This window comes from Bradyrhizobium sp. 157 (assembly GCF_023073815.1).
In the GTDB taxonomy this organism is placed as follows: Bacteria; Pseudomonadota; Alphaproteobacteria; order Rhizobiales; family Xanthobacteraceae; genus Bradyrhizobium.
On sequence record NZ_JADPKF010000067.1, the window covers coordinates 47,058 to 71,147 of the forward strand.

Sequence of the window (24,090 nt, forward strand, 5' to 3'; positions counted from 1 at the left end):
TATGAACGAACAGAATCTTCGTAACTTCACGATCAACTTCGGGCCGCAGCATCCGGCTGCGCACGGTGTGTTGCGCCTCGTGCTGGAGCTCGACGGCGAAGTCGTCGAGCGTGTCGATCCGCATATCGGTTTGCTTCATCGCGGCACCGAAAAGCTGATCGAGCACAAGACCTACCTCCAGGCGATCCCGTATTTCGACCGGCTCGATTACGTCGCGCCGATGAATCAGGAGCACGCCTTCTGTCTCGCGGCGGAAAGGCTGCTCGGCATCACGGTGCCGCGCCGCGGCCAATTGATCCGCGTCCTCTATTGCGAGATCGGCCGCATCCTGTCGCATCTGCTCAACGTCACCACGCAGGCGATGGACGTTGGCGCTTTGACCCCGCCGCTGTGGGGGTTTGAAGAGCGCGAAAAGCTGATGCAATTTTACGAGCGCGCCTCCGGCTCGCGTATGCATGCGGCCTATTTCCGCGTCGGCGGCGTGCACCAGGACCTGCCGCAGAAACTGATCGACGATATCGACGCCTGGTGCGATCCGTTCCTGCAGGTCGTCGCCGATCTCGACACGCTTTTGACCGGCAATCGCATCTTCAAGCAGCGCAACGTCGATATCGGCGTGGTGACGCTGCAGCAGGCCTGGGAGTGGGGCTTTTCGGGCGTGATGGTGCGCGGCTCCGGCGCGGCCTGGGACCTCCGCAAGTCGCAGCCTTACGAGTGCTATACCGAGATGGATTTCGACGTTCCGATCGGCAAGAACGGCGACTGCTACGATCGCTACCTGATCCGCATGGAAGAGATGCGCCAGTCGGTCCGCATCATGAGGCAGTGCATCGCGAAGCTGAACTCGCCGGACGGGCAGGGGCCTGTCGTCGTTGAGGACAACAAGATCGCGCCACCGCGGCGCGGCGAGATGAAGCGTTCGATGGAAGCGCTGATCCACCACTTCAAGCTCTACACCGAAGGCGTGCACGTGCCGGCCGGTGAGATCTATGCCGCAGTCGAGGCGCCGAAAGGTGAGTTCGGCGTCTACCTGGTCTCTGACGGCAGCAACAAGCCCTACAAGTGCAAGATCCGCGCACCGGGCTTTGCCCATCTGCAGGCGATGGATTTCATCTGCCGCGGCCATCTGCTCGCCGACGTCTCGGCCATCCTCGGCTCCCTCGACATCGTGTTCGGAGAGGTCGATCGATGAGGATGCTAGCGCTGACGGCGGTACTCGCAGGCACGTTTGGCCTGCTCGGTAGTGCGCAAGCGCAGCTATCGCAGTCATTCCACGCGGCTTGTCCCGGCAAACCGGCGTCGGCTCGCTGGTGCCCAGACCAACTTTCGAAGGAGGGCTGGACCCTCAAATATAGGTCGGAAAGCCCTCAAGACCTGATGGACGCGTATTGGCTTTACGAGGTCTGGACTCGCGAGAAACTTGCGGTCGTCTGTGTACAGCTAGGCGGGCGCGGTCGTGACCGCGTCAACTCTTGCAAAGAACTGAACGAGGTCCACCAGTGATGGCGCCGGCGCCAATCCAGTTTGACCGGGCTTCGGGCGTGCTGGCGGGCGCGAACGCGTGGGAGCGTTTGGCCGCGATTGCGCTGACGCTTGGTTCAAAGGTGAGCGCGCATTTTTCGCACCGCGGCTACAATCTCTGCGCCAATTTGTTGCGGAAGACGCTGCCCGAGCGCGGCATCCAGATCAAACTCAATCCCGACGCCGTCTTCGAATTCCCCTATGGCGACGGCTACTGGAGTAAGCTGCTCAACCGCACCTATAACTACGAGGACGAGCTGGAGCTGCTGTTCAAGGACTCCGCCGACGTCGACTACACGCTGCTCGATTGCGGCGCCAATTACGGCTACTGGTCGGTCCTGGTCTCGAGCAAGCCGTTCGGCTCGCACAAGGCGATCGCGATCGAGCCTTCAGGGCAGAACTTCCCGAAGTTGGCCAACAACGCCAAAATCAACGGCAATCGTTTCGAAGCGATGAAATGCGCGATCGGCGCCGCGCGCGGCACTGCGCGCCTGTCCGGCAGCAAGCATGAGGCGTTCAGCATCGCCGGCGATCAGTCGGGCGGCGAGGAAGTGCCGGTCATCGCGCTCGACAATCTGCTCGATGACGGCAAGATCGCCGCGGATGGAAAATACCTGATCAAGCTCGACGTCGAGGGCGTCGAGATCGAGGCGATGAAGGGCGGCGCGCGGCTGATGCAGATCGACAGCGTGCTGCTGTGCGAGGAGCACGGCAACGATCCCGAGCACACCGTGTCGCGCTATATCCTCGAACAGACCCCGCTGAAGCTGATCGTCTACGATCCGCGCAGCCATCGCCTTGAAACCGTGACCGACCTTTCGATTCTGGATCGGATCAAGGTTTCAACCCATGTCGGCTACAACGTGTTCGGCACCGCAAGCGCATTCTGGCTCGCCCGGATCGATGCGCTCAATGCGAAAGGCCGCGCGCCGCGTGCAATGAGAGACTGAACGATGTCCGTCCGCCGCCTCGCTCCGAAGGAATTGCAGCCCGCGAGCTTCACGTTCACGGATGAGAATCTCGCCTGGGCCAAGGCGCAGATCGCAAAGTATCCGCCGGGTCGACAGGCGTCCGCTGTGATCGCGATCCTGTGGCGCGCGCAGGAGCAGCATGACGGATGGGTACCGGAGGCCGCGATCCGCGTCGTCGCCGACATGCTCGACATGCCCTACATTCGCGTGCTGGAAGTGGCGACCTTCTACACCATGTTCCAGCTCCAGCCTGTCGGCAAGAAGGCCCATGTCCAGGTATGCGGCACCACGCCCTGCCGCCTGCGCGGCGCCGGCGACCTGATCGAGGTGTGCCAGAGCCGCATCCATCACGACCCCTTCCATCTGTCGAAGGACGGCAATTTCAGTTGGGAGGAGGTCGAGTGCCTGGGCGCCTGCGTGAATGCTCCGATGGTGCAGATCTGGAAGGACACCTACGAGGACCTGACCAAGGAAAGTTTCGGCAAGGTGTTGGACGGCTTTGCATCGGGCAATCCGCCAAAGCCCGGACCGCAGATCGACCGTCAGTTCTCGGCGCCTGTGGGCGGGCCGACAACGCTGAAGGAATCCAGATGATGCGTGACCCTACATTGTCCGTAAGCCGGCCGGAGAGGGGCCGCGTGATGGAGAAGTCACGCTATGCCGGGGCTCGCCTGCGCGCAGTCCAATCGCTGATCTGAGGAAGCTTCAAGTCATGCTCGACGACAAGGATCGCATCTTCAAAAACCTCTACGGCCTCCACGATTGGGGGCTGGAGGGTGCGCGCCGCCGCGGCGCGTGGGACGGCACCAAGGCGATCATCGACAAGGGCCGCGACTGGATCATCAACGAGATGAAGGCCTCCGGCCTGCGCGGCCGCGGCGGGGCGGGCTTTCCGACCGGCCTGAAATGGTCGTTCATGCCGAAGGAATCCACCGACGGCCGGCCGAGCTATCTAGTCGTCAATGCCGACGAGTCCGAGCCCGGCACCTGCAAAGACCGCGAGATCATGCGGCACGACCCGCATCTGCTGGTCGAGGGCTGCCTGCTGGCGAGCTATGCCATGGGCGCGCATGCCTGCTACATCTATGTCCGCGGCGAGTTCATTCGCGAGCGGGAGCGCCTGCAGGCAGCGATCGACCAGGCCTATGACGCAAAACTGGTCGGCAAGGATAACGTCAACGGCTGGCCGTTCGACGTCTATGTCGCGCACGGTGCCGGCGCCTATATCTGCGGCGAAGAGACGGCGTTGCTGGAAAGCTTAGAGGGTAAGAAGGGCCAGCCGCGGCTGAAGCCGCCATTCCCGGCCAATGTCGGTCTCTATGGCTGCCCGACCACCGTCAACAACGTCGAGTCCATCGCGGTTGCGCCCGACATCCTCAGGCGCGGCGCGGCGTGGTTCGCGGCCATCGGCCGGCCGAACAATGTCGGCACCAAACTATTTTGCATTTCCGGCCACGTCGAGCGGCCCTGCAACGTCGAAGAGGCGATGGGGATTCCGTTCCGCGAACTGATCGAGCGCCATTGCGGCGGCATTCGCGGCGGCTGGGACAATCTGAAAGCCGTGATCCCCGGCGGCTCGTCGGTGCGCATGGTGCCGGCCGAGCAGATCATCGACACGCCGATGGATTTTGACAGCCTCGGCAAGCTGCGCTCCGGCCTCGGCACCGCTGCCGTGATCGTGATGGACAAGTCGACGGACCTGATCCGGGCGATCGCGCGCATCTCCTATTTCTACAAGCACGAGAGCTGCGGCCAGTGCACGCCGTGCCGCGAGGGTACGGGGTGGATGTGGCGGGTGCTGACGCGCATGGCCGAGGGCCGGGCGCACAAGCGCGAGATCGACATGCTGCTGGAAGTCACGAAGCAGGTCGAGGGCCACACCATCTGCGCGCTCGGCGACGCTGCCGCATGGCCGATCCAGGGCCTGATCGCGCATTTCCGGCACGAGATCGAGGCGCGCATCGACCAGTATTCGCATAAGGCCGACATCGACGATACCGGCGTGCGCGATCCCGTGAGCATGGCGGCGGCGGAGTGATGTCGATGTCGCAACCGAGCGTTTTCTGGTGGCAGAGATACGGAACGCTGGCGCAGATGGCGCAGGCGGCCGTGGCGCTGCTCGGCTTTGTTGCGATCCTCTTCCAGATCAATGAAATCCGTACCAACAACCGGGCCACGAGCGCGCGGCAGGCGTTTCTGGGCTATACCGATCTGGCGTTCAAGAATCCGAAATTCGCGCAGCCGGATTACGAGAAGATCAAGGCGGCCGGCGGCGACGAGCAGGTGCAGTACGAGAGCTTCGTCACCTATTTCCTCTACGCCTGCGAGGAAGCGATCGGCGCATTCGCCGGAAAGCGCGAGTGGCTGGCGTCCTGCGACTACGACCTGAAGCCGCATCTGCCGTTCCTGTGCGAGAAGAACGCGGCGCAGCCGGCCTATCTCGCGACCTATGGCGCTGAGACCCAGCGATGGATCACGGCGTCACTGAAGACCGCCAGCGTTACACCGCCAGACTGCAAGCTGGGAAAGACTTGAGACAGCAATGACCAAACTCATCATCGACGGCAAAGAGATCGATGTGCCTGCGGAGTACACGCTGCTGCAGGCGTGTGAGGCGGCGGGCGCCGAAATTCCGCGCTTCTGCTACCACGAGCGGCTGTCGATCGCCGGCAATTGCCGGATGTGCCTTGTCGAGGTGAAGGGCGGCCCGAAGCCCGTCGCAAGCTGCGCCTGGGGCGTACGTGACTGCCGGCCTGGCCCGAAGGGCGAACCGCCGGAGATTTCCACCCGTTCGCCGATGGTCAAGAAGGCGCGCGAAGGCGTGATGGAATTCTTGCTGATCAACCACCCGCTGGACTGCCCGATCTGCGATCAGGGCGGAGAGTGCGATCTGCAGGACCAGGCGATGGGCTATGGCGTCGACACTTCGCGCTTTGCCGAGAACAAGCGCGCGGTCGAGGACAAATATCTGGGCGCGCTGGTCAAGACCTCGATGAACCGCTGCATCCAGTGCACGCGCTGCGTCCGATTCTCCGCCGAAGTCGCCGGCGCCCCGGAAATGGGCGCCACTGGCCGCGGCGAGGACATGGAAATCACGACCTATCTGGAGCAGGCGCTGACTTCCGAGCTGCAGGGCAACCTCGTCGATATCTGTCCCGTGGGCGCGCTGACCTCTAAGCCGTACGCTTTCGCCGCGCGTCCGTGGGAGCTCGGCAAGACGCAGTCGGTGGACGTCATGGATGGCGTCGGTTCCGCGATCCGCGTCGACACCCGGGGCCGCGAGGTGATGCGAATCCTGCCGCGCATCAACGAGGCGGTGAACGAGGAATGGATTTCCGACAAGACCCGTCACGTCGTCGACGGCCTGCGCACGCAGCGGCTCGACCGGCCCTATGTCCGCGAGAACGGCAAGCTTCGGGCCGCGTCGTGGCAGGAGGCCTTCGCGGCGGTCGCCGCCAAGGTCAAGATGAGCGACGGCAAGCGGATCGGGGCCATTGCCGGCGATCTCGCTGCAGTCGAGGAGATGTTCGCGCTCAAGGATCTGCTCGGCCGATACGGCTCCAGCAATCTGGCGGTGCAGGGCGGCGACGCCTTCGATCCCAAGGCGGGACGGGCGACCTACATCTTCAATCCGACCATTGCGGGCATCGAGCAGGCTGACGCGCTCCTGATCATCGGCTCCAACCCGCGCAAGGAAGCCGCCGTTCTTAATGCGCGGATCCGCAAGCGCTGGCGCACGGGTCAGCTCAAGGTCGGCCTGGTCGGCGCCAAGGCCGATCTGACCTACGACTACGACTATCTCGGCGCGGGCACGGATACGCTTAGCGAACTCGCCAGTGGGAAGCATTCCTTTATCGAGGTGCTGAAGGGCGCCAAGCACCCGATCGTGCTGGTCGGCGCCGGTTCGCTGGCGCGGCATGACGGCGCGGCCGTGCTTTCGCTGGCGGCCAAGGTCGCGGCAGGCACCGGCGCGCTCAAGGACGACTGGAACGGCTTTGCCGTGCTGCAGGATACCGCCTCGCGCGCGGGCGCGCTCGATATCGGCTTTGCGCCCGGCAAAGGCGGCCTCAACCTGGCGCAGATGACGACGTTCGGCACGCTCGACGTGCTGTTCCTGTTGGGGGCGGATGAGGTGAAGGTGCCGGACGGCACGTTCGTAGTCTATATCGGCACCCATGGCGACCGCGGCGCGCACCGCGCCGACGTTATTCTGCCAGGCGCGGCCTACACCGAAAAATCCGGCCTCTACGTCAACACCGAGGGCAGGGCGCAGATCGCCAGCCGTGCGGCGTTTCCGCCCGGCGAGGCGCGCGAGGACTGGGCGATCGTCCGCGCATTGTCGGACGTGCTCGGCAAGAAGCTGCCCTACGACTCGCTGCAGGCGCTGCGCCAGGCGCTGTTCAAGGCCTTCCCGCACCTGATGCGGATCGACCAGATCGAGCCCGGCAAGGCCAGTGACGTCACTGCGCTCGCAGGCAAGAAGGGCGGCAAGCTCGACAAGACCCCGTTCAAGAGTTCGGTCGAGGATTTCTATCTGACCAACCCCATCGCGCGGGCCTCGGCGGTGATGGCGGAATGTTCCCGGCTGGCGTCCGGGAAAATGCTGACGGCAGCGGAGTAATGCGATGAAAGTCATCGGCCTCATCGGCGGCATGAGCTGCGAGTCGACCGCGCATTATTACGCGCGGCTGAACGGGCGCGTCCGCGAGGCCCTCGGTGGCTTGCATTCGGCCGAAATCTTGATGTGGTCAGTCGATTTCGCCCCGATTGCACAGATGCAGGCAGAAGGCCGTTGGGAGGAAGCGGGCGTGCGTCTTGCTGCCATCGCCAGGCGCCTGGAAGGGGCGGGGGCAGAGGTGATCGTGCTCGCGACTAACACCATGCACAAGGTCGCTGACACCATCGAGACCGCAATCGGCATCCCCTTTCTGCACATCGCTGACGCGACCGCGGAGAAGATCCGCACCTCCGGCAAGCGCAAACCCGCCATCATGGCGACTCGCTTCACCATGGAGCAGGATTTCTACACCGGCCGGCTGCGAGAGAAGTTCGGCCTCGATGCGATCACGCCGGACGAAGCCGATCGCGCACTGGTGCATCAGATTATCTATGACGAGCTTTGCGTCGGACGCGTCACCGACGCCTCGCGGGCTGTCTTTGTTGACGTCGCGCGGCGGCTTAAGGCAAAGGGCGCGGACTGCCTTGTGCTTGGCTGCACCGAAGTCGGTATGCTGCTCAACGGGGGGAATTCGCCGCTTCCGATGTTCGACACTACTTTGATCCATGCCGACGCCGCGGTGAATTTCGCGCTCGGCCACGTCCCAACCGCGCAAGCAGCAGAATGAGCGTGATCTGATGGCTGATTTCTTCGCAAGCTCGTTCTGGACCAGCTTCCTCTGGCCGCTGATCATCATGGTCGCGCAAAGCTTGTTGCTGCTCGTCGTGCTGCTGATCGCGATCGCCTACATCCTGCTCGCCGACCGCAAGATCTGGGCGGCGGTGCAAATCCGCCGCGGCCCCAACGTCGTGGGTCCCTGGGGCTTGCTGCAATCGTTCGCGGACCTCCTGAAGTTCGTGCTGAAGGAGCCGATCATTCCGTCCGGCTCCAACAAGGGCGTATTCCTGCTGGCGCCGCTGGTGTCCTGCGTGCTGGCGCTGGCGGCCTGGGCCGTGATCCCGATGGATCTCGGCTGGGTGATCGCAGACATCAATGTCGGCGTGCTCTACATCTTCGCGATCTCCTCGCTGTCGATCTACGGCATCATCATGGCCGGCTGGTCGTCGAACTCGAAATACCCGTTCCTGGCCGCGCTTCGCTCCGCGGCGCAGATGGTCTCCTACGAGGTCTCGATCGGCTTCGTCATCATCACCGTCTTGCTGTGCGCCGGCACCCTCAATCTGTCGGGCCTGGTGGAAGCGCAGAACACCCGCGGCTTCGCCAGCCTGATCGGATTGCCGCAGCTCACCATCCTGAACTGGTATGTGTGGCCGCTGTTCCCGATGTTTGTCGTGTTCTACATCTCGGCGCTGGCCGAGACCAACCGTCCGCCGTTCGATCTGGTGGAAGCGGAATCCGAACTGGTCGCCGGCTTCATGGTTGAATACGGTTCGACGCCGTATCTGTTGTTCATGCTCGGCGAATATGTCGCGATCACCACGATGTGCGCGCTGGCGACGATCATGTTCCTGGGCGGCTGGCTGCCGCCGGTGGCGCTGCCGCCGTTCACCTGGATCCCGGGTGTGGTCTGGTTCGCGCTGAAAGTGTTCTTCATGTTCTTCCTGTTCGCGATGGCGAAGGCGATGGTGCCGCGCTATCGCTACGATCAACTGATGCGACTCGGCTGGAAGGTGTTTTTGCCGCTGTCGCTGGCAATGGTGGTGATTGTGGCCGGGGTGCTGCAATTCGCCGGCATTGCGCCGAAGTGAGGCCTTCATGAGTGTCAACATCAACGCAACGGCCCGCGCGCTTCTCTTGAGCGAATTCGTATCGGCGTTCTTCCTAGCCATGCGCTATTTCTTCAAGCCGAAGCCGACCATCAACTATCCGTTCGAGAAGAACCCGATCTCGCCGCGCTTCCGCGGTGAGCATGCGCTGCGCCGCTACCCGAACGGCGAAGAGCGCTGCATCGCCTGCAAGCTGTGCGAGGCGATCTGCCCGGCGCAGGCGATCACGATCGAGGCCGGCCCGCGCCGCAACGACGGCACCCGCCGCACCGTGCGCTACGACATCGACATGGTGAAATGCATCTATTGCGGCCTGTGCCAGGAAGCCTGCCCGGTCGATGCCATCGTCGAGGGACCGAATTTCGAATTCGCGACCGAGACCCGCGAGGAACTCTATTATGACAAGGCGAAACTGCTCGCCAATGGCGACCGCTGGGAGCGCGAGATTGCGAAAGCCATCGAACTCGACGCGCCGTACCGCTGAGGTGATGAACGTGGCCTGTGAGATGCACGCATTCGCCGCAACGGCGGTCAGCCCTCTCCCCCCTTGCGGGGGAGAGCTGGAGAGAGGGGTGAGCCCCGGGGTCGGTGCGCGTGGCTTACCCCTCTCCCTAACCTCGAGAGCGAGCTTCGCTCGCCTCGGACCCCGCAAGGGGGCAGGCAACGCAGCTGCACGCCTGGATAGACCGGCCCTCCAAATCAGGAGCGTCGCATGATCCTTCCCGCGCTGTTCTTCTATCTCTTCGCCGGCGTCTGCGTTGCCTCGGCGGTGATGGTGATTGTGTCGCGCAATCCCGTGCACTCCGTGCTGTATCTGATCCTGGCCTTCGTCAACGCCTCCGGCCTGTTCATCCTGCTGGGCGCCGAATTCCTCGGCATGATGCTGATCGTGGTCTATGTCGGCGCGGTCGCGGTGTTGTTCCTGTTCGTGATCATGATGCTCGATGTCGATTTCACCGAACTGCGTGAGGGCTTCATCGAATATCTGCCGATCGGCCTCGTGATCGGCGGCATCTTCCTCGCCGAATTGCTGCTGGTTGCCGGCGGCTGGGTCATGAACCCCGGCGCGGCGAAATCGATCACGTCGGCCATCCCGGCCAATGTCAGCAACACCGAGGCGCTCGGGCTGGTGCTCTATACGAAGTACATCCATTACTTCCAGATCGCCGGCATGGTGCTTCTGGTCGCGATGATCGGCGCCATCGTGTTGACGCTGCGCCACAAGGCGAAGGTCAAGCGGCAGGACATCAACGTGCAGAACGCGCGGACGCCGGAACTCGCGATGGCCGTGCGCAAGGTGGCGCCGGGGCAGGGGCTGCAGGATTCGGACGCGGCGGAGTGGGTGAAATGACGATCGGTCTGGGCCACTATCTCGCGGTCGCCGCCACCCTGTTCACGATCGGGATCCTCGGCATCTTCTTAAACCGCAAGAATATCATCGTCATTTTGATGTCGATCGAGCTGATCCTGCTCGCCGTCAACATCAACCTGGTGGCGTTCTCGACCTTCCTCGGCGACATCGTAGGCCAGGTGTTCGCACTCCTGGTGCTGACGGTTGCAGCCGCTGAAGCTGCGATCGGTCTTGCGGTGCTGGTGGTCTATTTCCGCAACCGCGGTTCGATTGCGGTTGAAGACGTCAATCTGATGAAGGGCTAGGGCGCGCATGATCCGGAAAAGTGGAAGCCGGTTTTCCGGCAAGATCATGCGCAAAAGGATCGACTAATGGTTCAGGCAATCGTCTTTCTGCCGCTGCTGGGCGCGATTCTGGCCGGCCTGATCGCGATCTTCGGAGCGCATGCACGCAACCCGAGCGGCGATGAGGTCAAGCACCACGACCACGGCCATCACGATCAAGGCCTTGGCGATCACGCGCACGCCGCCGAGGCCCATGGCCACGACGATCACGGCCACGACGGCCATCATGTTTCCGAGCCGCCGGCTCAGGGTTCGCGCGCGGCTGAACTGATCACGACGGGACTTCTGTTCGTTTCCGCCGCGCTTTCCTGGTTGACGCTGGTCGATGTCGGTTTCATGCACCACGACGCCCGGATTGCGCTGTTCCCCTGGATCAATTCCGGCGATCTGCAGGTATCGTGGGCGCTGCGCGTCGACACGCTGACCGCCGTGATGCTGGTGGTGGTCAACACCGTCTCCTCGCTCGTGCACCTCTATTCCATCGGCTATATGGACGAGGACCCGCACCGGCCGCGCTTCTTCGCCTATCTCTCGCTGTTCACCTTCGCGATGCTGATGCTGGTGACTGCGGACAATCTGGTCCAGCTCTTCTTCGGCTGGGAGGGCGTCGGTCTGGCGAGCTATCTGCTGATCGGCTTCTGGTACCAAAAGCCGTCGGCGAACGCGGCGGCGATCAAGGCCTTCGTGGTCAACCGGGTCGGCGATTTCGGCTTTGCGCTCGGCATCTTCGCCGTGTTCATGCTGCTGAATACCACCGATTTCGAGACCATCTTTGCCGGCGCGCAGGGGCTCTCGGGCAAGACCATCAATTTCTTCGGCTGGCACGCCGATGCGCTGACGCTGATCTGCCTGTTGCTGTTCATGGGCGCGATGGGCAAGTCAGCCCAGTTCCTGCTGCACACCTGGCTGCCGGACGCGATGGAAGGTCCTACCCCGGTCTCGGCGCTGATCCACGCCGCGACCATGGTCACCGCGGGTGTGTTCATGGTGGCGCGGCTGTCGCCGCTGTTTGAACTGGCGCCGAACGCGCAGGCCGTTGTGATGTTCTTCGGCGCCACCACCGCGTTTTTCGCCGCAACAGTCGGCCTCGTGCAGAACGACATCAAGCGCATCGTCGCCTATTCGACCTGTTCGCAGCTCGGCTACATGTTCGTGGCGATGGGAGCAGGGGCCTATTCGGTCGGCATGTACCACCTGTTCACCCACGCCTTCTTCAAGGCGCTGCTGTTCTTAGGGTCAGGCTCAGTGATCTACGCCATGCATCACGAGCAGGACATCCGCAACATGGGCGGGCTGTGGCGCAAGATTCCTTACACCTATGCAGTGATGGTGATCGGCACGCTTGCGCTGACCGGCTTCCCGCTGACTGCGGGCTATTTCTCCAAGGACGCGATCATCGAGTCGGCCTATGTCGCGCACAACCCTTTCGCGTACTACGGCTTCGCGATGACGGTGGTCGCGGCGGGACTGACCTCGTTCTATTCGTGGCGCTTGATTTTCAAGACTTTCCACGGCGAGCCGCATGACCAGCATCATTACGAGGCCGCCCATGAGTCGCCGCTGTGGATGCTGATCCCGATCGGCATCCTCGCTGCAGGCTCGATCCTGGCCGGTTTCCCGTTCTACGAAGTGTTTGCCGGCCACGGTGTGGGAGAGTTCTTCCGCGAGTCGCTGAAGATGCATCCGAACATCATCGACGAGATGCACCACATTCCGAAGATCATCGTCTATCTGCCGACCGTCATGATGGTGATTGGCCTTTACATCTCGTACGTATTCTACATCCGCCGGCCGTATCTGCCGGTCGAACTCGCCAACCAGCACCAGATGCTCTACCAGTTCCTGCTCAACAAATGGTACTTCGACGAGCTCTATGAAATCATCTTCGTTCGCCCGGCGAAGTGGCTCGGCCGCTTTCTATGGAAGAAGGGCGACGGTTTCGTCATCGATGGCTTCGGCCCGGACGGTGTCTCGGCGCGCGTGCTCGACGTCACCCGCAATGTGGTGAAGATCCAGACCGGCTACCTCTATCACTATGCCTTTGCGATGCTGATCGGGGTCGCGGGGCTGATCACCTGGTTTATGTTCGGCTTGGGAGGCCAGTAATGACAACCTGGCCCATTCTTTCGGTCGTCACTTTCCTGCCGGTGCTCGGCGCGCTGGTGATCTATCTCAGCCGTGGCGAGGACGAAGCCGCGCGGCGCAATGCGCGCTGGATCGCGCTGTGGACCACGCTGGTCACCTTCGCGGTGTCGCTGATCCTGGTCTGGCGCTTCGATGCCGCCAACCCCGACTTCCAGTTCGTCGAAAAAGCGAACTGGCTCGCCAGCGGCATCACCTATCACATGGGTGTCGACGGCATTTCGCTGCCGTTCGTGATCCTGACCACCGCCCTGATGCCGCTCTGCATCATCGCGAGCTGGAAATCGGTCACGATGCGCGTGCGCGAATACATGATGGCCTTCCTGCTGCTGGAAACGCTGATGGTCGGCACGTTTTCAGCGCTCGATCTCGTGCTGTTCTATCTGTTCTTCGAAGGCGGCCTGATCCCGATGTTCCTGATCATCGGCGTCTGGGGCGGTCCGCGCCGGGTCTACGCGTCGTTCAAGTTCTTCCTCTACACGCTGCTCGGCTCGGTCTTGATGCTGCTCGCAATCATGGCGCTGTACTGGAACGCCGGCACCACCGACATCCCGACCCTGATGCAGACCGCCGTGCCGCGTAGCTTGCAGACCTGGGCCTGGCTGGCCTTCTTTGCCTCGTTTGCGGTGAAGATGCCGATGTGGCCGGTGCACACCTGGTTGCCCGATGCGCACGTCGAGGCGCCGACGGCTGGCTCGGTGATCCTGGCCGCGATCCTGTTGAAGATGGGCGGCTACGGCTTCCTGCGCTTCTCGCTGCCGATGTTCCCGCTGGCGTCGCATGATTTCGCCTGGATCATCTTTTCGCTGTCGGTGATCGCCATCGTCTACACCTCTCTGGTGGCGCTGATGCAGGAAGATATCAAGAAGCTGATCGCCTATTCGTCGGTCGCCCATATGGGCTTCGTCACCATGGGCATCTTCGCCGGCACCACGCAAGGCGTGGCCGGCGGCGTGTTCCAGATGGTGTCACACGGCATCGTCTCCGGCGCGCTGTTCCTCTGCGTCGGCATCGTCTACGACCGCATGCATACCCGCGAGATCGCGGCCTATGGCGGTCTCGTCAACCGGATGCCGCTCTACGCGCTGGTGTTCATGGTCTTCACCATGGCCAATGTCGGGCTGCCGGGCACCTCGGGCTTCGTCGGCGAATTCATGACGCTGCTCGGCACCTTCAAGGTCTCGATCCCGACCGCAACTTTTGCAACCCTTGGCGTCATCCTGTCGGCCGGCTATGCGCTGTGGCTCTATCGCAAGGTCGTGTTCGGCGCGCTGACCAAACCGGCGCTGGCCAGCATCAAGGACCTGACGTTACGCGAAAGCCTGACGCTGTTCCCACTGGTGGCGCTCACCATTCTGTTCGGCGTCTATCCGAAGCCGGTGCTCGACATGTCGGCCGCCTCGGTTCAGCAACTCGTCAACAATTATAATGCCGCCGTGACTGCCGTGAAGGCAGCCGCGCTGGTGGCGCAATAACGTAGCGTTTTCAAGCGAAGTGGAAGCCGGTTCGCATGAAGAAAACGCGCCAAGGATAAGAATGCCATGAGCTTTTCCAGTGCAGGTTATCCGTTGCTGCCGGTATTGCCGGAGCTGGTGCTGGCCGTCGGCGCCATGGCGCTGTTGATGCTGGGCGCCTATCGCGGGGAGGGGACGACGACCCGGCTCGTCACCGGCCTCGCGGTCGTGCTGCTGGTCGTCACCGGCGCGCTGGAACTGATGCTGCCGGCGGGCAAGCTCACGACCTTCGGCGGCAGCTTCATCGTCGACGACTTCGCCCGCTTCCTGAAAATTCTTGCGATCATCGGCTCGGCGGTTACGCTGATCCTGTCGACGGAGTTTCTGTCCGACCCGTCGCGGCGCATTTTCGAATATTCCATCTTGGTGCTGCTCTCCACGCTCGGCATGATGGTGCTGATCTCGGCCGCGGACCTGATCATGCTCTATCTCGGGCTCGAGCTGATGTCGCTGGCGCTCTACGTGGTCGCGGCAAGCAACCGCGACAATGCCAAGTCCACCGAGGCCGGACTGAAGTATTTTGTCCTCGGCGCGCTGTCCTCCGGCATGCTGCTCTATGGCGCCTCGCTGATCTATGGTTTTACCGGCACAGTCGATTTTGCGGGTATCGCGGCGGCGGTGAAGACCGGCAGCGTCGGTATCGTGTTCGGCCTCGTGTTCCTGCTGGCCGGGCTCTGCTTCAAGGTGTCTGCCGTGCCGTTCCATATGTGGACGCCCGACGTCTATGAGGGCGCGCCGACGCCGGTCACGGCGTTCTTTGCTTCCGCGCCGAAGGTCGCGGCCCTTGCGGTGTTCACCCGCGTCACGCTGACCGCTTTCCCGGGCATCGTCCCGCAATGGCAGCAGATACTCGTGTTCGTTGCGATCGCCTCGATGGCGCTGGGTTCGTTCGCCGCGATCGGACAGAGGAACATCAAGCGCCTGATGGCCTATTCGTCGATCGGCCATATGGGCTTTGCCCTGGTCGGGCTCGCGTCGGGCACGGTGGAGGGCGCCCAGGGCGTGCTGGTCTATATCGCGATCTACGTCGCGATGACACTCGGCTCCTTTGCCGTCATCCTGACCATGAAGCGCAACGGGCAGGCGGTCGAGCAGATCAGCGATTTCGCAGGCCTGTCGCGCACCAATCCGATGCTGGCGTTCTTTTTCGCCATGCTGCTGTTCTCGCTGGCCGGCATTCCGCCGCTCGCGGGCTTCTTCGCCAAATGGTACGTGTTCGTCGCCGCGATCAAGGCGGGCCTGTTCACGCTCGCCGTTATCGGCGTGCTGACCAGCGTGGTGGGCGCGTTCTACTATCTCACCATCATCAAGGTGATGTATTTCGACGAGCCGGCCGGCCAGATCGAGCCGATGCGCATCGAACTGCGCACGGTGCTGGCGGTTGCCGGTCTCTTCAACATCTTCTTCTTCGTCTATCCGGGGCCGCTGGTCAGCGTCGCCACGGCGGCGGCGAAGTCGCTGTTTTAGAGCGTATGATCCCGAAAAGCGGGCCCCGGGTTTCGGAGAAGATCATGCGCAGAAACTGGAAATGACTTTCTCGCTCGGTCCCAAAGCCATATCGGCGGGCTATCGCCTCGCCGCCTTCGACCGGATCGGTTCGACCAACGCCGAAGCCATGTCACGCGCCCGCGACGGCGAAGTTGGCCCGACCTGGTTCGTAACCACCGAACAAACGGCAGGGCGGGGCCGACGGCAGCGCGCCTGGATCGCGCCGCGCGGCAACCTCGCCAGCAGCATTCTGGAAGTCATGGATGTGTCGCCGGCCGTGGCTGCGACGCTTGGCTTTGCCGCCGGGCTTTCGCTGGAGCGCGCGCTGCAGAAACTCAGCATCGAAGCCAATATGCGCCGGGCCGGCGCCGACCCACTGAAATTCACCTTGAAATGGCCGAACGACGTGCTGGCGGAGCGGCAGAAGCTCGCCGGGATCCTGCTGGAGGCTGAAGCCGTGGCGGGTAACCGTCTCGCCGTGGTGGTCGGTATCGGCACCAATGTCATTGCCGCGCCCGAGGGCACGCCGACGCCGGCGACCTCGCTCTCGACGCTCGGCGTCCATGTCGGCGCGGAGGAGCTTTTCACGGCGCTGTCGGATGCCTGGGTTGAGTTCCGCGGCATCTGGGACAACGGCCGTGGCTTTAGCGACATTCGGAAAGCCTGGCTGGAGCGTGCCTTCGGTCTCGGCGAGCGGGTCGCGATCAACACGGGATCCGCGACCGTCGAAGGCACGTTCGACACCATCGACGAGAGCGGCTGCCTGATCGTTCGCAGCGCCGAAGGCAAGCGCTCGGCCGTCACGGCGGGCGAAGTCTATTTCGGCGCGGCAGCGTCAGTGGGAGCTGCCTGATGGCGCGGCCGGATGAACTGACGTTTGCGCCGCTGGGCGGTGTCGGCGAGATCGGCATGAACCTGTCGATCTATGGGCTCGGCAACCGCCACCAGCGGTCCTGGCTGGCGGTCGATCTCGGCGTCTCCTTTGGCGACGAGGAGCACCTGCCGGGCATCGACCTGATCATGCCCGATATCCGCTTCCTGGAGAAAGAGCGCGACAACCTGATGGGCCTGGTGCTGACGCACGCCCATGAGGACCATTTCGGCGCCATCATGGACCTCTGGCCGAAGCTGCAGTGCAAAGTCTATGCGACCAAGTTCAGCGCTGCGCTGTTCGAGGCCAAATGCGCCGCCGAGCGCAACCCGCCGAAAATCCCGGTGACGGTGGTGCCGTCGGGCGGCCGCGTCGAGCTTGGGCCGTTCACCGTCGAATTCATTCCGGTCGCGCATTCGATTCCGGAATCGCATGCGCTGGCGATCCACACTTCCGCCGGCACCGTCCTCCATACCGGCGACTGGAAGATCGACCCGACGCCGATCATCGGTCTGCCGACCGACGAGCGCCGCTTGCGCGAGCTTGGCGACGCGGGCGTGCTGGCGCTGGTCGGGGATTCCACCAATGCGGTAAGGGACGGGCGCTCGCCCTCGGAAACCGAAGTCGCCGCCACCATCAAGAAGCTGGTCGGCGCCGCCAAGGGCCGGGTCGCCGTCACCACCTTCGCTTCCAACGTCGCGCGGGTCAAAGCGGTGGCGGACGCCGCCAGGGCCGCCGACCGCGAGGTGGTCGTAGTTGGCCGCGCCATGGAGCGCGTGGTGCAGGTCGCCCGCGAGACCGGCTATCTCGACGGCGTGCAGAACTTTCGCAGTGCCGATTATTATGGCCATTTCCCGCCGGATAAGGTGCTGGCGCTGTGTACCGGCAGCCAGGGCGAGCCGCGCGCCGCGCTGGCCCGCATCGCCAACAACGACCATCCGCAGGTAACGCTGAACAAGGGCGACAGCGTGATCTTTTCCTCGCGTACCATTCCTGGCAACGAGAAGGCGGTCGGCGGCATCATCAACGGGTTGGTCGTACAGGGTATCGAGGTCATCACCGACCGCAACGATCTCGTCCACGTCTCCGGCCATCCGCGCCGCGACGAGTTGCGCGACATGATCTCATGGGTGCGCCCGCAGATACTGATCCCCGTCCATGGCGAGGCGCTGCATCTCGCCGAGCACGCCAAGCTGGCGCGCGCCGCCGGCGTGCCGAAAGTCATAACCTGCCGTAACGGCGATCTGGTCAAGCTTGGCCCCGGCGAGCCCGGCATCATCGACGAACTGCCGGCCGGGCGGCTCTACAAGGACGGCGCGATCCTGGAGGATGCAAAATCCCGCGCCGTGGTGGAACGGCGCCGCATGGGGTTTGCCGGTTGCGCCTTCGTGGCGATTGCCATGACCGATAAGGGCGAACTGGTCGACGATCCCGAGGTTGATCTCGTCGGCATCCCCGAGAAGAATATAGCCGGCGAGCTCATCGACGAGATCGTGTTCGACGTGGTGATCTCTACGGTTGAAGGACTGCCGCGGGCGCGGCGCCGCGACGCGGACGCCACGGCGGAATCGGTGCGCCGCGCGGTGCGGGCGGTCATTGCCGAGAATTGGGGCAAGAAGCCGATTTGCCTCGTTCATGTTCTGATGGTTTGAGGTAGAAAGCGTTAGTTCTACTGTGTCATAGCTGCTCAAACCCCTCATCCTGAGGAGCCCGCGGAGCGGGCGTCTCGAAGGATGTAGGCCACAGACGGGGCCTCGTGGTTCGAGACGCGCTTCGCGCTCCTCACCATGAGGGCTGGCTTGTGACGTACTAAGGTTATCGCACCGCGCCAACGTGCCGGCAAGACGGGAGTGGAATAATCATGCTGGGCCGGCTCAATCACGTCGCGATCGCGGTCAAAGACGCGGAAAAAGCTGCCAAAATCTACGGCAGCGCGTTCGGCGCCGAAATCTCCGGCGCGGTGCCGCTGCCGGAGCATGGCGTCATCACCGTGTTCGTGACGCTGCCCAACACCAAGATCGAGTTCATCCAGCCGCTCGGCGAAGCCTCGCCGATCGCCAAATTCGTCGAGCGCAATGCCGACGGCGGCATTCACCACATCTGCTACGACGTGCCCGACATCATCGCCGCGCGCGACAAGCTGATCAGCGGGGGCGCGCGCGTGCTCGGCGACGGCGAACCCAAGATCGGCGCGCATGGCAAGCCGGTACTGTTCTTCCATCCCAAGGATTTCTCCGGCGCGCTCGTCGAAATCGAACAGGCTTGAACGCTGATGGCTTACAGCATCTCCACCGCGCTTGCGATCTACTTCGTGCTGTGGTGGGTCGTGCTGTTCACGACGCTGCCGTTCGGCGTCCGCAGCCAGCATGAGGATGGCGAGGGCGCGCCCGGCACCGACCCCGGCGCGCCGGTCATGGCGCGGATGGGCTGGAAGCTGCTCTGGACCACGGTGATCTCGGGCGTGGTCTTCGGCATCGGGATGTGGGCGTATCATCAGGGCTATCTGAATATCGAGCGGCTGTCGAAGCTGATGGGGCTGCCGTTCTGACACTTCGATCTGGCGGGGGAGAAGAATGGCCGTTCAACGCATCCTGATGGCGCTCGTCGTGCTGCTTGCCGCCGGCCTTGCCGGATCGTTCTACATGAACTGGAAGACGCTGGGGCAGCTTCGAACGGTGAAGGCGTTCGTGGAGAGCTCGGTGTTCGCCGACGCGGTCGCCGCCTGCGAGAGGGTGCAGAGCACGACCCCGTTCAAATGGACCGGCGGCAAGCAGACCGCCGTCATTGGCCTGACCTCAGTCAAGCTCAACAAGGATACGATCATCCCAAGCTACACGCTGGTCGCCGACAGCGTCTTTTGTGACTATGACCCGATCAAGAAGAAGGCAGATATCGGATCGAATTTTCTGGAACGGGAAACATTCTAGGCTGGGGCTATAAGTGGAGCGTGAGTTCCTGAATGCCATCGGAAGAGGCCGCAGGTATCATCGACCTGTATCAGCGCAAGGCGCAGGACTGGATCGAGAGCCGCGCACGCAGCGATCTGTTTGAAAAGCCTTGGATCGACCGCTTCCGGACGCTGCTTCCGCCTGCTGGCTCGATCCTCGACGTCGGGTGCGGATCCGCTGAACCATTGGCCGCGTATCTGATCGGGCTTGGTCATCCCGTCGTTGGCGTGGATTCCTCCACGGCGATGATCGATGTCTGCCGAAAGCATTTTCCCAAGCAGGAATGGATAGTTGCCGATATGCGCACACTTGCCTTGCGGCGGCAGTTCTCCGGTATTGTTGCGTGGGACAGTTTCTTTCACCTCTGCCATGACGACCAGCGCCGGATGTTTCCGGTGTTTCGCGCGCACGCGGCACCGAGCGCGGCACTGATGTTCACAAGCGGCCCCGCGCATGGCGAGGTGATCGGGAATTTTGGCGGCGAGCCGCTGTATCATGCGAGTCTCGATCCCGTCGAATATCGTTCGTTGCTCGATCGGAACGGGTTTCGCGTGGTGTCGCATGTCGTCGAGGACCCCGGCTGCGGTGGCCACACCATTTGGCTCGCGCAGCTCATTTGAGGCGCTGGGACAAATGCGGACGGTGAACGCTGGTCGCCGACAGCGTCTTTGCGACTATGACCCGATCAAGAAGAAAGCCGACATCGGTCCGGGCGCTGAAATTTCGGTCATCGCTTGCGGGCCACAATGTAGGGGCGTTGGTCCTTGCCCTTGCTGGCGTGGCTCTCTCGGACAAGCACGTCGAAACCCGCGCCAACGATCAACCGCTCGAGTTCGGACGCGCCGAGGGAGCTGACATGTGGCGCCTTTCCGATGAGTTGCATCGCGGGCAGCAGGACCAGCCGGATCAGCGGGTTCATGTCTCCCAGGCAAGGCGTTTTCGAGATGAACAGTCCCCCGGGCTTCAGCAGTACGTGGATGCTGCGCAGCGTGTCCGGCACGTTGCGCACCAGATGCAGATAGTTGAAGCCCACAACGGCATCGAACCGGCTTTCTTCGTGGACCAGTTCTTCGGCGGTCGCGGTGCGAAAGGAAAGTGCCGGGATCGACTCGACCGCGAGCTTCTCTTCGGCGATCGCGATCATCCCGCCGGAAATATCGGTCGCGAGGTAGCTCCGCACGCCATTCGCAAGTCGCAGCGCCGTCGTTCCCGTGCCGCAACCCAGTTCCAGCACACTGTCCCCAGGCTGCAGATAAGCGCGCGTGCGCTCGAGGTGCGCTCGTATCCGTTCGGATCCGCGATGCGAGATCTGGCGTATCTGCGGGAGGACCTGTCCCAGAAACGGGCGTCGCTTGTGATGCTCATGTGCCGTCCACCCTTTCGGCGAAGCCTACTATATGCGTCAGACAAGAAGATTGTCGAAATCTGACAGAATTTTGCGATTATGATCAGGTCAAGAAAAAGGCCGATATCGGCTCGAATTTCCTGGAACGGGAGTAAACGGTAGCCCCCGAACCAGCACGGGGGGCAGACGCGATGAGTTCACAGCAACATCGTTGGCTAATCGCCGGCAGGACGAATACCGAATTCTGCATGAAGCCGATCTGCGGGATTACCTCGCAGGACTTACCGAAGTCGCGGCACGTCTTGGCGGCGCCGCGGCTTCCTGGTCGATCAGCGAAGTCGGCGACGGCAACCTCAATCTCGTGTTCATCGTCAAGGGGACGACGGGCGGCATCGCCGTCAAGCAGGCGCTCCCTTACGTGCGGCTCGTCGGGGAGAGCTGGCCGCTGCCGCTGTCGCGGTCGCACTATGAATATCTGGCGCTGACGCATCAGGCGCGGCTGGCGCCGGGGCTGGTGCCTGATGTGCTGCACCACAACGAGGCGCTGGCGCTTGTCGTCATGGAGCTGCTCGAGCCGCACATCATCATGCGCAAGGGGCTGGTGGCCGGCGCGACATATCCGCGCTTCGTCGAGGACATCACGACCTTCCTGGCGCGCACGCTGTTCCTGTCCTCCGACCTCGCGATATCGGCCGCCGAAAAGAAGGAGGGGATGGCCGCGTTCGCCGGCAACCATGCACTCTGCAAGATCACCGAGGACCTGATTTTCACCGATCCCTACCGCGTAGCCGAGCAAAACCGCTGGACTCAGCCCTGGCTGGATGCGACCGCGGCGGCCTTCCGTGAAGATCTCGACCTCCACGTCGCGATCTCGCGGCTGAAGGTCAAATTCATGGGCTCCCCGGAAGCCCTGATCCACGGCGATCTCCACACCGGATCGATCATGGTGAGCGAAAGCGAGACCAAGGTGATCGACCCCGAGTTCGCCTTCTACGGACCGATGGGCTTTGATATCGGGGCCTTCATCGCCAATCTGCTGATGGCCTATCTGGCATCGGCTGGCCACGAGCGTGCGCCGGGCGAGCGCCGCGCGTTCGAGGCGTGGGTGCTGAAGACGGTCGAGAACGTCTGGAGCGACTTCGCCAGCAAGTTCCTGGAGCTGTGGCGGACGCGGGCGGGAGGCGATGCCTATCCGCGGACGCTGTTCGAAGGCGAGGCCGGCGCCGCGCGGCTGGAGGCCGAGCGGCAGGCCTATATGGCGCGGCTTTTCCAGGACACCGTCGGATTCGCGGCCGCAAAAATCATCCGCCGCGTTCTGGGGCTGGCGCACAATATCGATTTCGAATTGATCGAAGACCCGAAGCGGCGGGCGATCTCTGAGGCGCGCAGCCTGCGACTGGCGCGCGATGATGGTGGACACGACCTCGTTTCCGACGATCGTCTCCGTGACGAAAGCGACGCGGGAACTGCGCGACTGGCAGCCGGATTTCGCCTAAATTGCTTTACGGTCACCTTACAGCGCTAGTGGGGCGTTCCCCGGATGCAGTGCAGCGCGGCGCGCTTGCGGCGTGGTGCACGGCTAATCCGGGGTCCATGTGCCGAGACGACGGGTCCCGGCTCTGCGGAGCAGCGTTGCCGGACGATGCTGCGCATCGCCTAGGCTGCACCGCGTCCGGGACACGGAATGCCGATTTCAGGATGCTAGCGAAAGCCACCGGCTGAATGTCATCCGGGCAATTCATCAGCCGTTCTAATAACTGCATGCGCATTCTGCCGCCTAATCGAATGGCTCGATGGCGCCTACAACAAGCATGTGCTGGCCGGTTCTAGCTCTGGTTCGTTCGTTACGGCCGGGGGGTGCGCAGTTGACGAGAGGCTCCGCTCATCGCCCAGCCCGATGCCTGTGCGCCACGCGGAATACAGGCGAGTGACAGAAACTCAGGAACGGAGTTCGACGTGAAATTTCTTCGCACCACGATCGCATCGGTCTTCTTGATGGCATCGTCATTCGCGCACGCGCAGCAATCCAACGTCACGGGCCGGAGACTGTCACCGGAAGACGTGCGGCGGGTTGCTCCAGCTCTTGAGAAGTACACGCAGGAACGCCTCTACGGCGAGGTCTGGAAACGGCCCGGTCTGAGCCCGCGCGATCGAAGCATTGTCACGGTCGCAGCGCTCATCGCCCGCGAGCTGACCCTGCCGATGACTTATTATTTCAATCAGGCGATCGACAACGGCGTCAAGCCAGGCGAGCTTTCGGAGATCATTACCCATCTGGCCTTCTATTCGGGCTGGGCGAACGCCTTTGCGGCGATAGGACCCGCCAGGGACGTCTTTGCCCAGCGCGGAATCGGACCTGATCAGCTCGCTCCCGCGTCGCCTCCGCTCCTGTCGCTGAACGAAGCCGCGGAGGCCGACCGCGCTTCACGGGTCGGGCAGCAGTTCGGCGCCACGTCTCCGGGACTCGTTCAACATACCACCGACGTCCTGTTCCGCGACCTATGGCTGCGCCCCGACCTGGCACCACGTGACCGGAGCCTCGTGACCGTGAGCGCGCTGATCGCATCGGGCCAGATCGCGCAGGTGCCCTACCATCTCAATCGGGCGATGGATAATGGCCTGACGCAAGAGCAGGCTGCTGAAGCGATCATGCACCTCGCCTATTACGCGGGTTGGCCCAACGCCTTCTCGGCGATGCCAGTCGCGAAAGATGTCTTCGAGAAACGTCCCCGCTAATTCAGGAGGGCGACATGAACATTAAGCATTCTCTAATTGTTGGCGCCTCGGTGCTGACGCTATGTCTGTGCGGGCCCGCGCTTACCCAGGAGACGCAAGGCCAATACGTGCAGCTAGCAGAACTGGAAATCGATCCCGCTCAGTTGGAAGGCTACAAGGCTGCGGTTCTGGAGCAAATCGACGCTGCTATTCGCCTGGAGCCAGGAGTTCTGGTCTTATACGCCGTGTCTGAAAAGGATAATCCCGCCAACATTAGAGTTTTTGAAATTTATAGGGATGCGGATGCGTACAAGGCGCATCTGGAATCCACTCATTTCAAAAAATACAAGGCCACGACGGAGAAGATGGTCAAGTCACTCAAACTTGTCCGGGCCGTCCCCATTATGCTCGGCGCCAAGGCGAAGTGAGGGGAACG

The 24,090-nt window shown here is 62.7% G+C and carries 22 protein-coding genes and 2 pseudogenes; 23 read left to right on the forward strand and 1 reads right to left on the reverse strand.

The window, feature by feature from the left end:
• Position 1 precedes the first annotated feature (1 nt).
• The 20 genes from IVA95_RS15015 (at position 2) to IVA95_RS15110 (ending at position 20,214) form a co-directional block, all read left to right on the forward strand.
• Complete coding sequence (locus IVA95_RS15015) at positions 2–1,192, forward strand: NADH-quinone oxidoreductase subunit D (RefSeq protein ID WP_247511169.1); 1,191 nt, start codon at positions 2–4, stop codon at positions 1,190–1,192.
• A 310-nt stretch (positions 1,193–1,502) separates the two neighbouring features.
• Entirely contained in the window at positions 1,503–2,471 is a 969-nt protein-coding gene (locus IVA95_RS15020; RefSeq protein WP_247511170.1) for an FkbM family methyltransferase, read from the forward strand.
• A 3-nt stretch (positions 2,472–2,474) separates the two neighbouring features.
• Positions 2,475–3,086 (forward strand): NADH-quinone oxidoreductase subunit NuoE, encoded by a 612-nt coding sequence (gene nuoE, locus IVA95_RS15025; protein ID WP_247511171.1) that lies wholly within the window; start codon positions 2,475–2,477, stop codon positions 3,084–3,086.
• Between the two features lie 118 nt (positions 3,087–3,204).
• The gene (gene nuoF / locus IVA95_RS15030; RefSeq protein ID WP_247511172.1) at positions 3,205–4,530 is read left to right on the forward strand and encodes an NADH-quinone oxidoreductase subunit NuoF; all 1,326 of its coding nucleotides are present in this window, start codon (positions 3,205–3,207) and stop codon (positions 4,528–4,530) included.
• A 5-nt stretch (positions 4,531–4,535) separates the two neighbouring features.
• Positions 4,536–5,027 (forward strand): hypothetical protein, encoded by a 492-nt coding sequence (locus IVA95_RS15035; protein WP_247511173.1) that lies wholly within the window; start codon positions 4,536–4,538, stop codon positions 5,025–5,027.
• 7 nt (positions 5,028–5,034) lie between these two features.
• Positions 5,035–7,113 carry an NADH-quinone oxidoreductase subunit NuoG gene (gene nuoG / locus IVA95_RS15040; RefSeq protein WP_247511174.1) on the forward strand — a complete coding sequence of 693 codons (2,079 nt, stop codon included), beginning with the start codon at positions 5,035–5,037 and terminating at the stop codon, positions 7,111–7,113.
• 4 nt (positions 7,114–7,117) lie between these two features.
• Positions 7,118–7,837, forward strand: a complete 720-nt coding sequence (locus IVA95_RS15045) for an aspartate/glutamate racemase family protein (RefSeq protein WP_247511175.1) — start codon at positions 7,118–7,120, stop codon at positions 7,835–7,837.
• Between the two features lie 10 nt (positions 7,838–7,847).
• Entirely contained in the window at positions 7,848–8,918 is a 1,071-nt protein-coding gene (nuoH, locus tag IVA95_RS15050) for an NADH-quinone oxidoreductase subunit NuoH (protein WP_247511176.1), read from the forward strand.
• 7 nt (positions 8,919–8,925) lie between these two features.
• Positions 8,926–9,420 carry an NADH-quinone oxidoreductase subunit NuoI gene (gene nuoI / locus IVA95_RS15055; protein WP_108516273.1) on the forward strand — a complete coding sequence of 165 codons (495 nt, stop codon included), beginning with the start codon at positions 8,926–8,928 and terminating at the stop codon, positions 9,418–9,420.
• Positions 9,421–9,648: 228 nt separating this feature from the next.
• Positions 9,649–10,287, forward strand: coding sequence for an NADH-quinone oxidoreductase subunit J (locus tag IVA95_RS15060; RefSeq protein WP_247511177.1), 639 nt, complete (start codon positions 9,649–9,651; stop codon positions 10,285–10,287).
• Positions 10,284–10,592 carry an NADH-quinone oxidoreductase subunit NuoK gene (gene nuoK / locus IVA95_RS15065; protein WP_028345789.1) on the forward strand — a complete coding sequence of 103 codons (309 nt, stop codon included), beginning with the start codon at positions 10,284–10,286 and terminating at the stop codon, positions 10,590–10,592. Before IVA95_RS15060 ends, nuoK begins: the two co-directional genes overlap by 4 nt.
• Positions 10,593–10,658: 66 nt before the next feature.
• Positions 10,659–12,737, forward strand: a complete 2,079-nt coding sequence (gene nuoL / locus IVA95_RS15070) for an NADH-quinone oxidoreductase subunit L (RefSeq protein WP_247511178.1) — start codon at positions 10,659–10,661, stop codon at positions 12,735–12,737.
• Positions 12,737–14,248 carry an NADH-quinone oxidoreductase subunit M gene (locus IVA95_RS15075; RefSeq protein ID WP_247511179.1) on the forward strand — a complete coding sequence of 504 codons (1,512 nt, stop codon included), beginning with the start codon at positions 12,737–12,739 and terminating at the stop codon, positions 14,246–14,248. The genes nuoL and IVA95_RS15075 overlap by 1 nt, the downstream gene beginning before the upstream one ends.
• Positions 14,249–14,314: 66 nt before the next feature.
• A complete protein-coding gene (gene nuoN / locus IVA95_RS15080; protein ID WP_247511180.1) occupies positions 14,315–15,754 on the forward strand; it encodes an NADH-quinone oxidoreductase subunit NuoN in 1,440 nt (479 codons plus the stop codon).
• A 61-nt stretch (positions 15,755–15,815) separates the two neighbouring features.
• The gene (locus tag IVA95_RS15085; protein ID WP_247511181.1) at positions 15,816–16,628 is read left to right on the forward strand and encodes a biotin--[acetyl-CoA-carboxylase] ligase; all 813 of its coding nucleotides are present in this window, start codon (positions 15,816–15,818) and stop codon (positions 16,626–16,628) included.
• Positions 16,628–18,298, forward strand: coding sequence for a ribonuclease J (locus tag IVA95_RS15090; RefSeq protein ID WP_247511182.1), 1,671 nt, complete (start codon positions 16,628–16,630; stop codon positions 18,296–18,298). Before IVA95_RS15085 ends, IVA95_RS15090 begins: the two co-directional genes overlap by 1 nt.
• Before the next feature lie 209 nt (positions 18,299–18,507).
• Positions 18,508–18,912: a methylmalonyl-CoA epimerase gene (mce, locus tag IVA95_RS15095; RefSeq protein WP_247511183.1), complete on the forward strand. Its 405-nt coding sequence runs from the start codon at positions 18,508–18,510 to the stop codon at positions 18,910–18,912.
• A gap of 6 nt (positions 18,913–18,918) precedes the next feature.
• Positions 18,919–19,194, forward strand: coding sequence for a DUF1467 family protein (locus IVA95_RS15100; protein WP_213250395.1), 276 nt, complete (start codon positions 18,919–18,921; stop codon positions 19,192–19,194).
• A gap of 25 nt (positions 19,195–19,219) precedes the next feature.
• Positions 19,220–19,573, forward strand: coding sequence for a hypothetical protein (locus tag IVA95_RS15105; RefSeq protein WP_247511184.1), 354 nt, complete (start codon positions 19,220–19,222; stop codon positions 19,571–19,573).
• Positions 19,574–19,605: 32 nt separating this feature from the next.
• A complete protein-coding gene (locus tag IVA95_RS15110; RefSeq protein ID WP_247511185.1) occupies positions 19,606–20,214 on the forward strand; it encodes a class I SAM-dependent methyltransferase in 609 nt (202 codons plus the stop codon).
• 107 nt (positions 20,215–20,321) lie between these two features.
• Here IVA95_RS15110 and IVA95_RS15115 read toward each other — a convergent pair.
• A pseudogene (locus IVA95_RS15115) lies at positions 20,322–20,959 on the reverse strand (class I SAM-dependent methyltransferase).
• A 191-nt stretch (positions 20,960–21,150) separates the two neighbouring features.
• Between IVA95_RS15115 and mtnK the strand changes: the two are divergent.
• From mtnK to IVA95_RS15130, 3 genes and pseudogenes are all read left to right on the forward strand, one after another.
• Positions 21,151–22,435: pseudogene (gene mtnK / locus IVA95_RS15120) on the forward strand (S-methyl-5-thioribose kinase).
• 499 nt (positions 22,436–22,934) lie between these two features.
• A complete protein-coding gene (locus IVA95_RS15125; RefSeq protein WP_247511213.1) occupies positions 22,935–23,675 on the forward strand; it encodes a carboxymuconolactone decarboxylase family protein in 741 nt (246 codons plus the stop codon).
• Between the two features lie 14 nt (positions 23,676–23,689).
• Positions 23,690–24,082 (forward strand): putative quinol monooxygenase, encoded by a 393-nt coding sequence (locus IVA95_RS15130; RefSeq protein ID WP_247511186.1) that lies wholly within the window; start codon positions 23,690–23,692, stop codon positions 24,080–24,082.
• Positions 24,083–24,090: the final 8 nt, after the last annotated feature.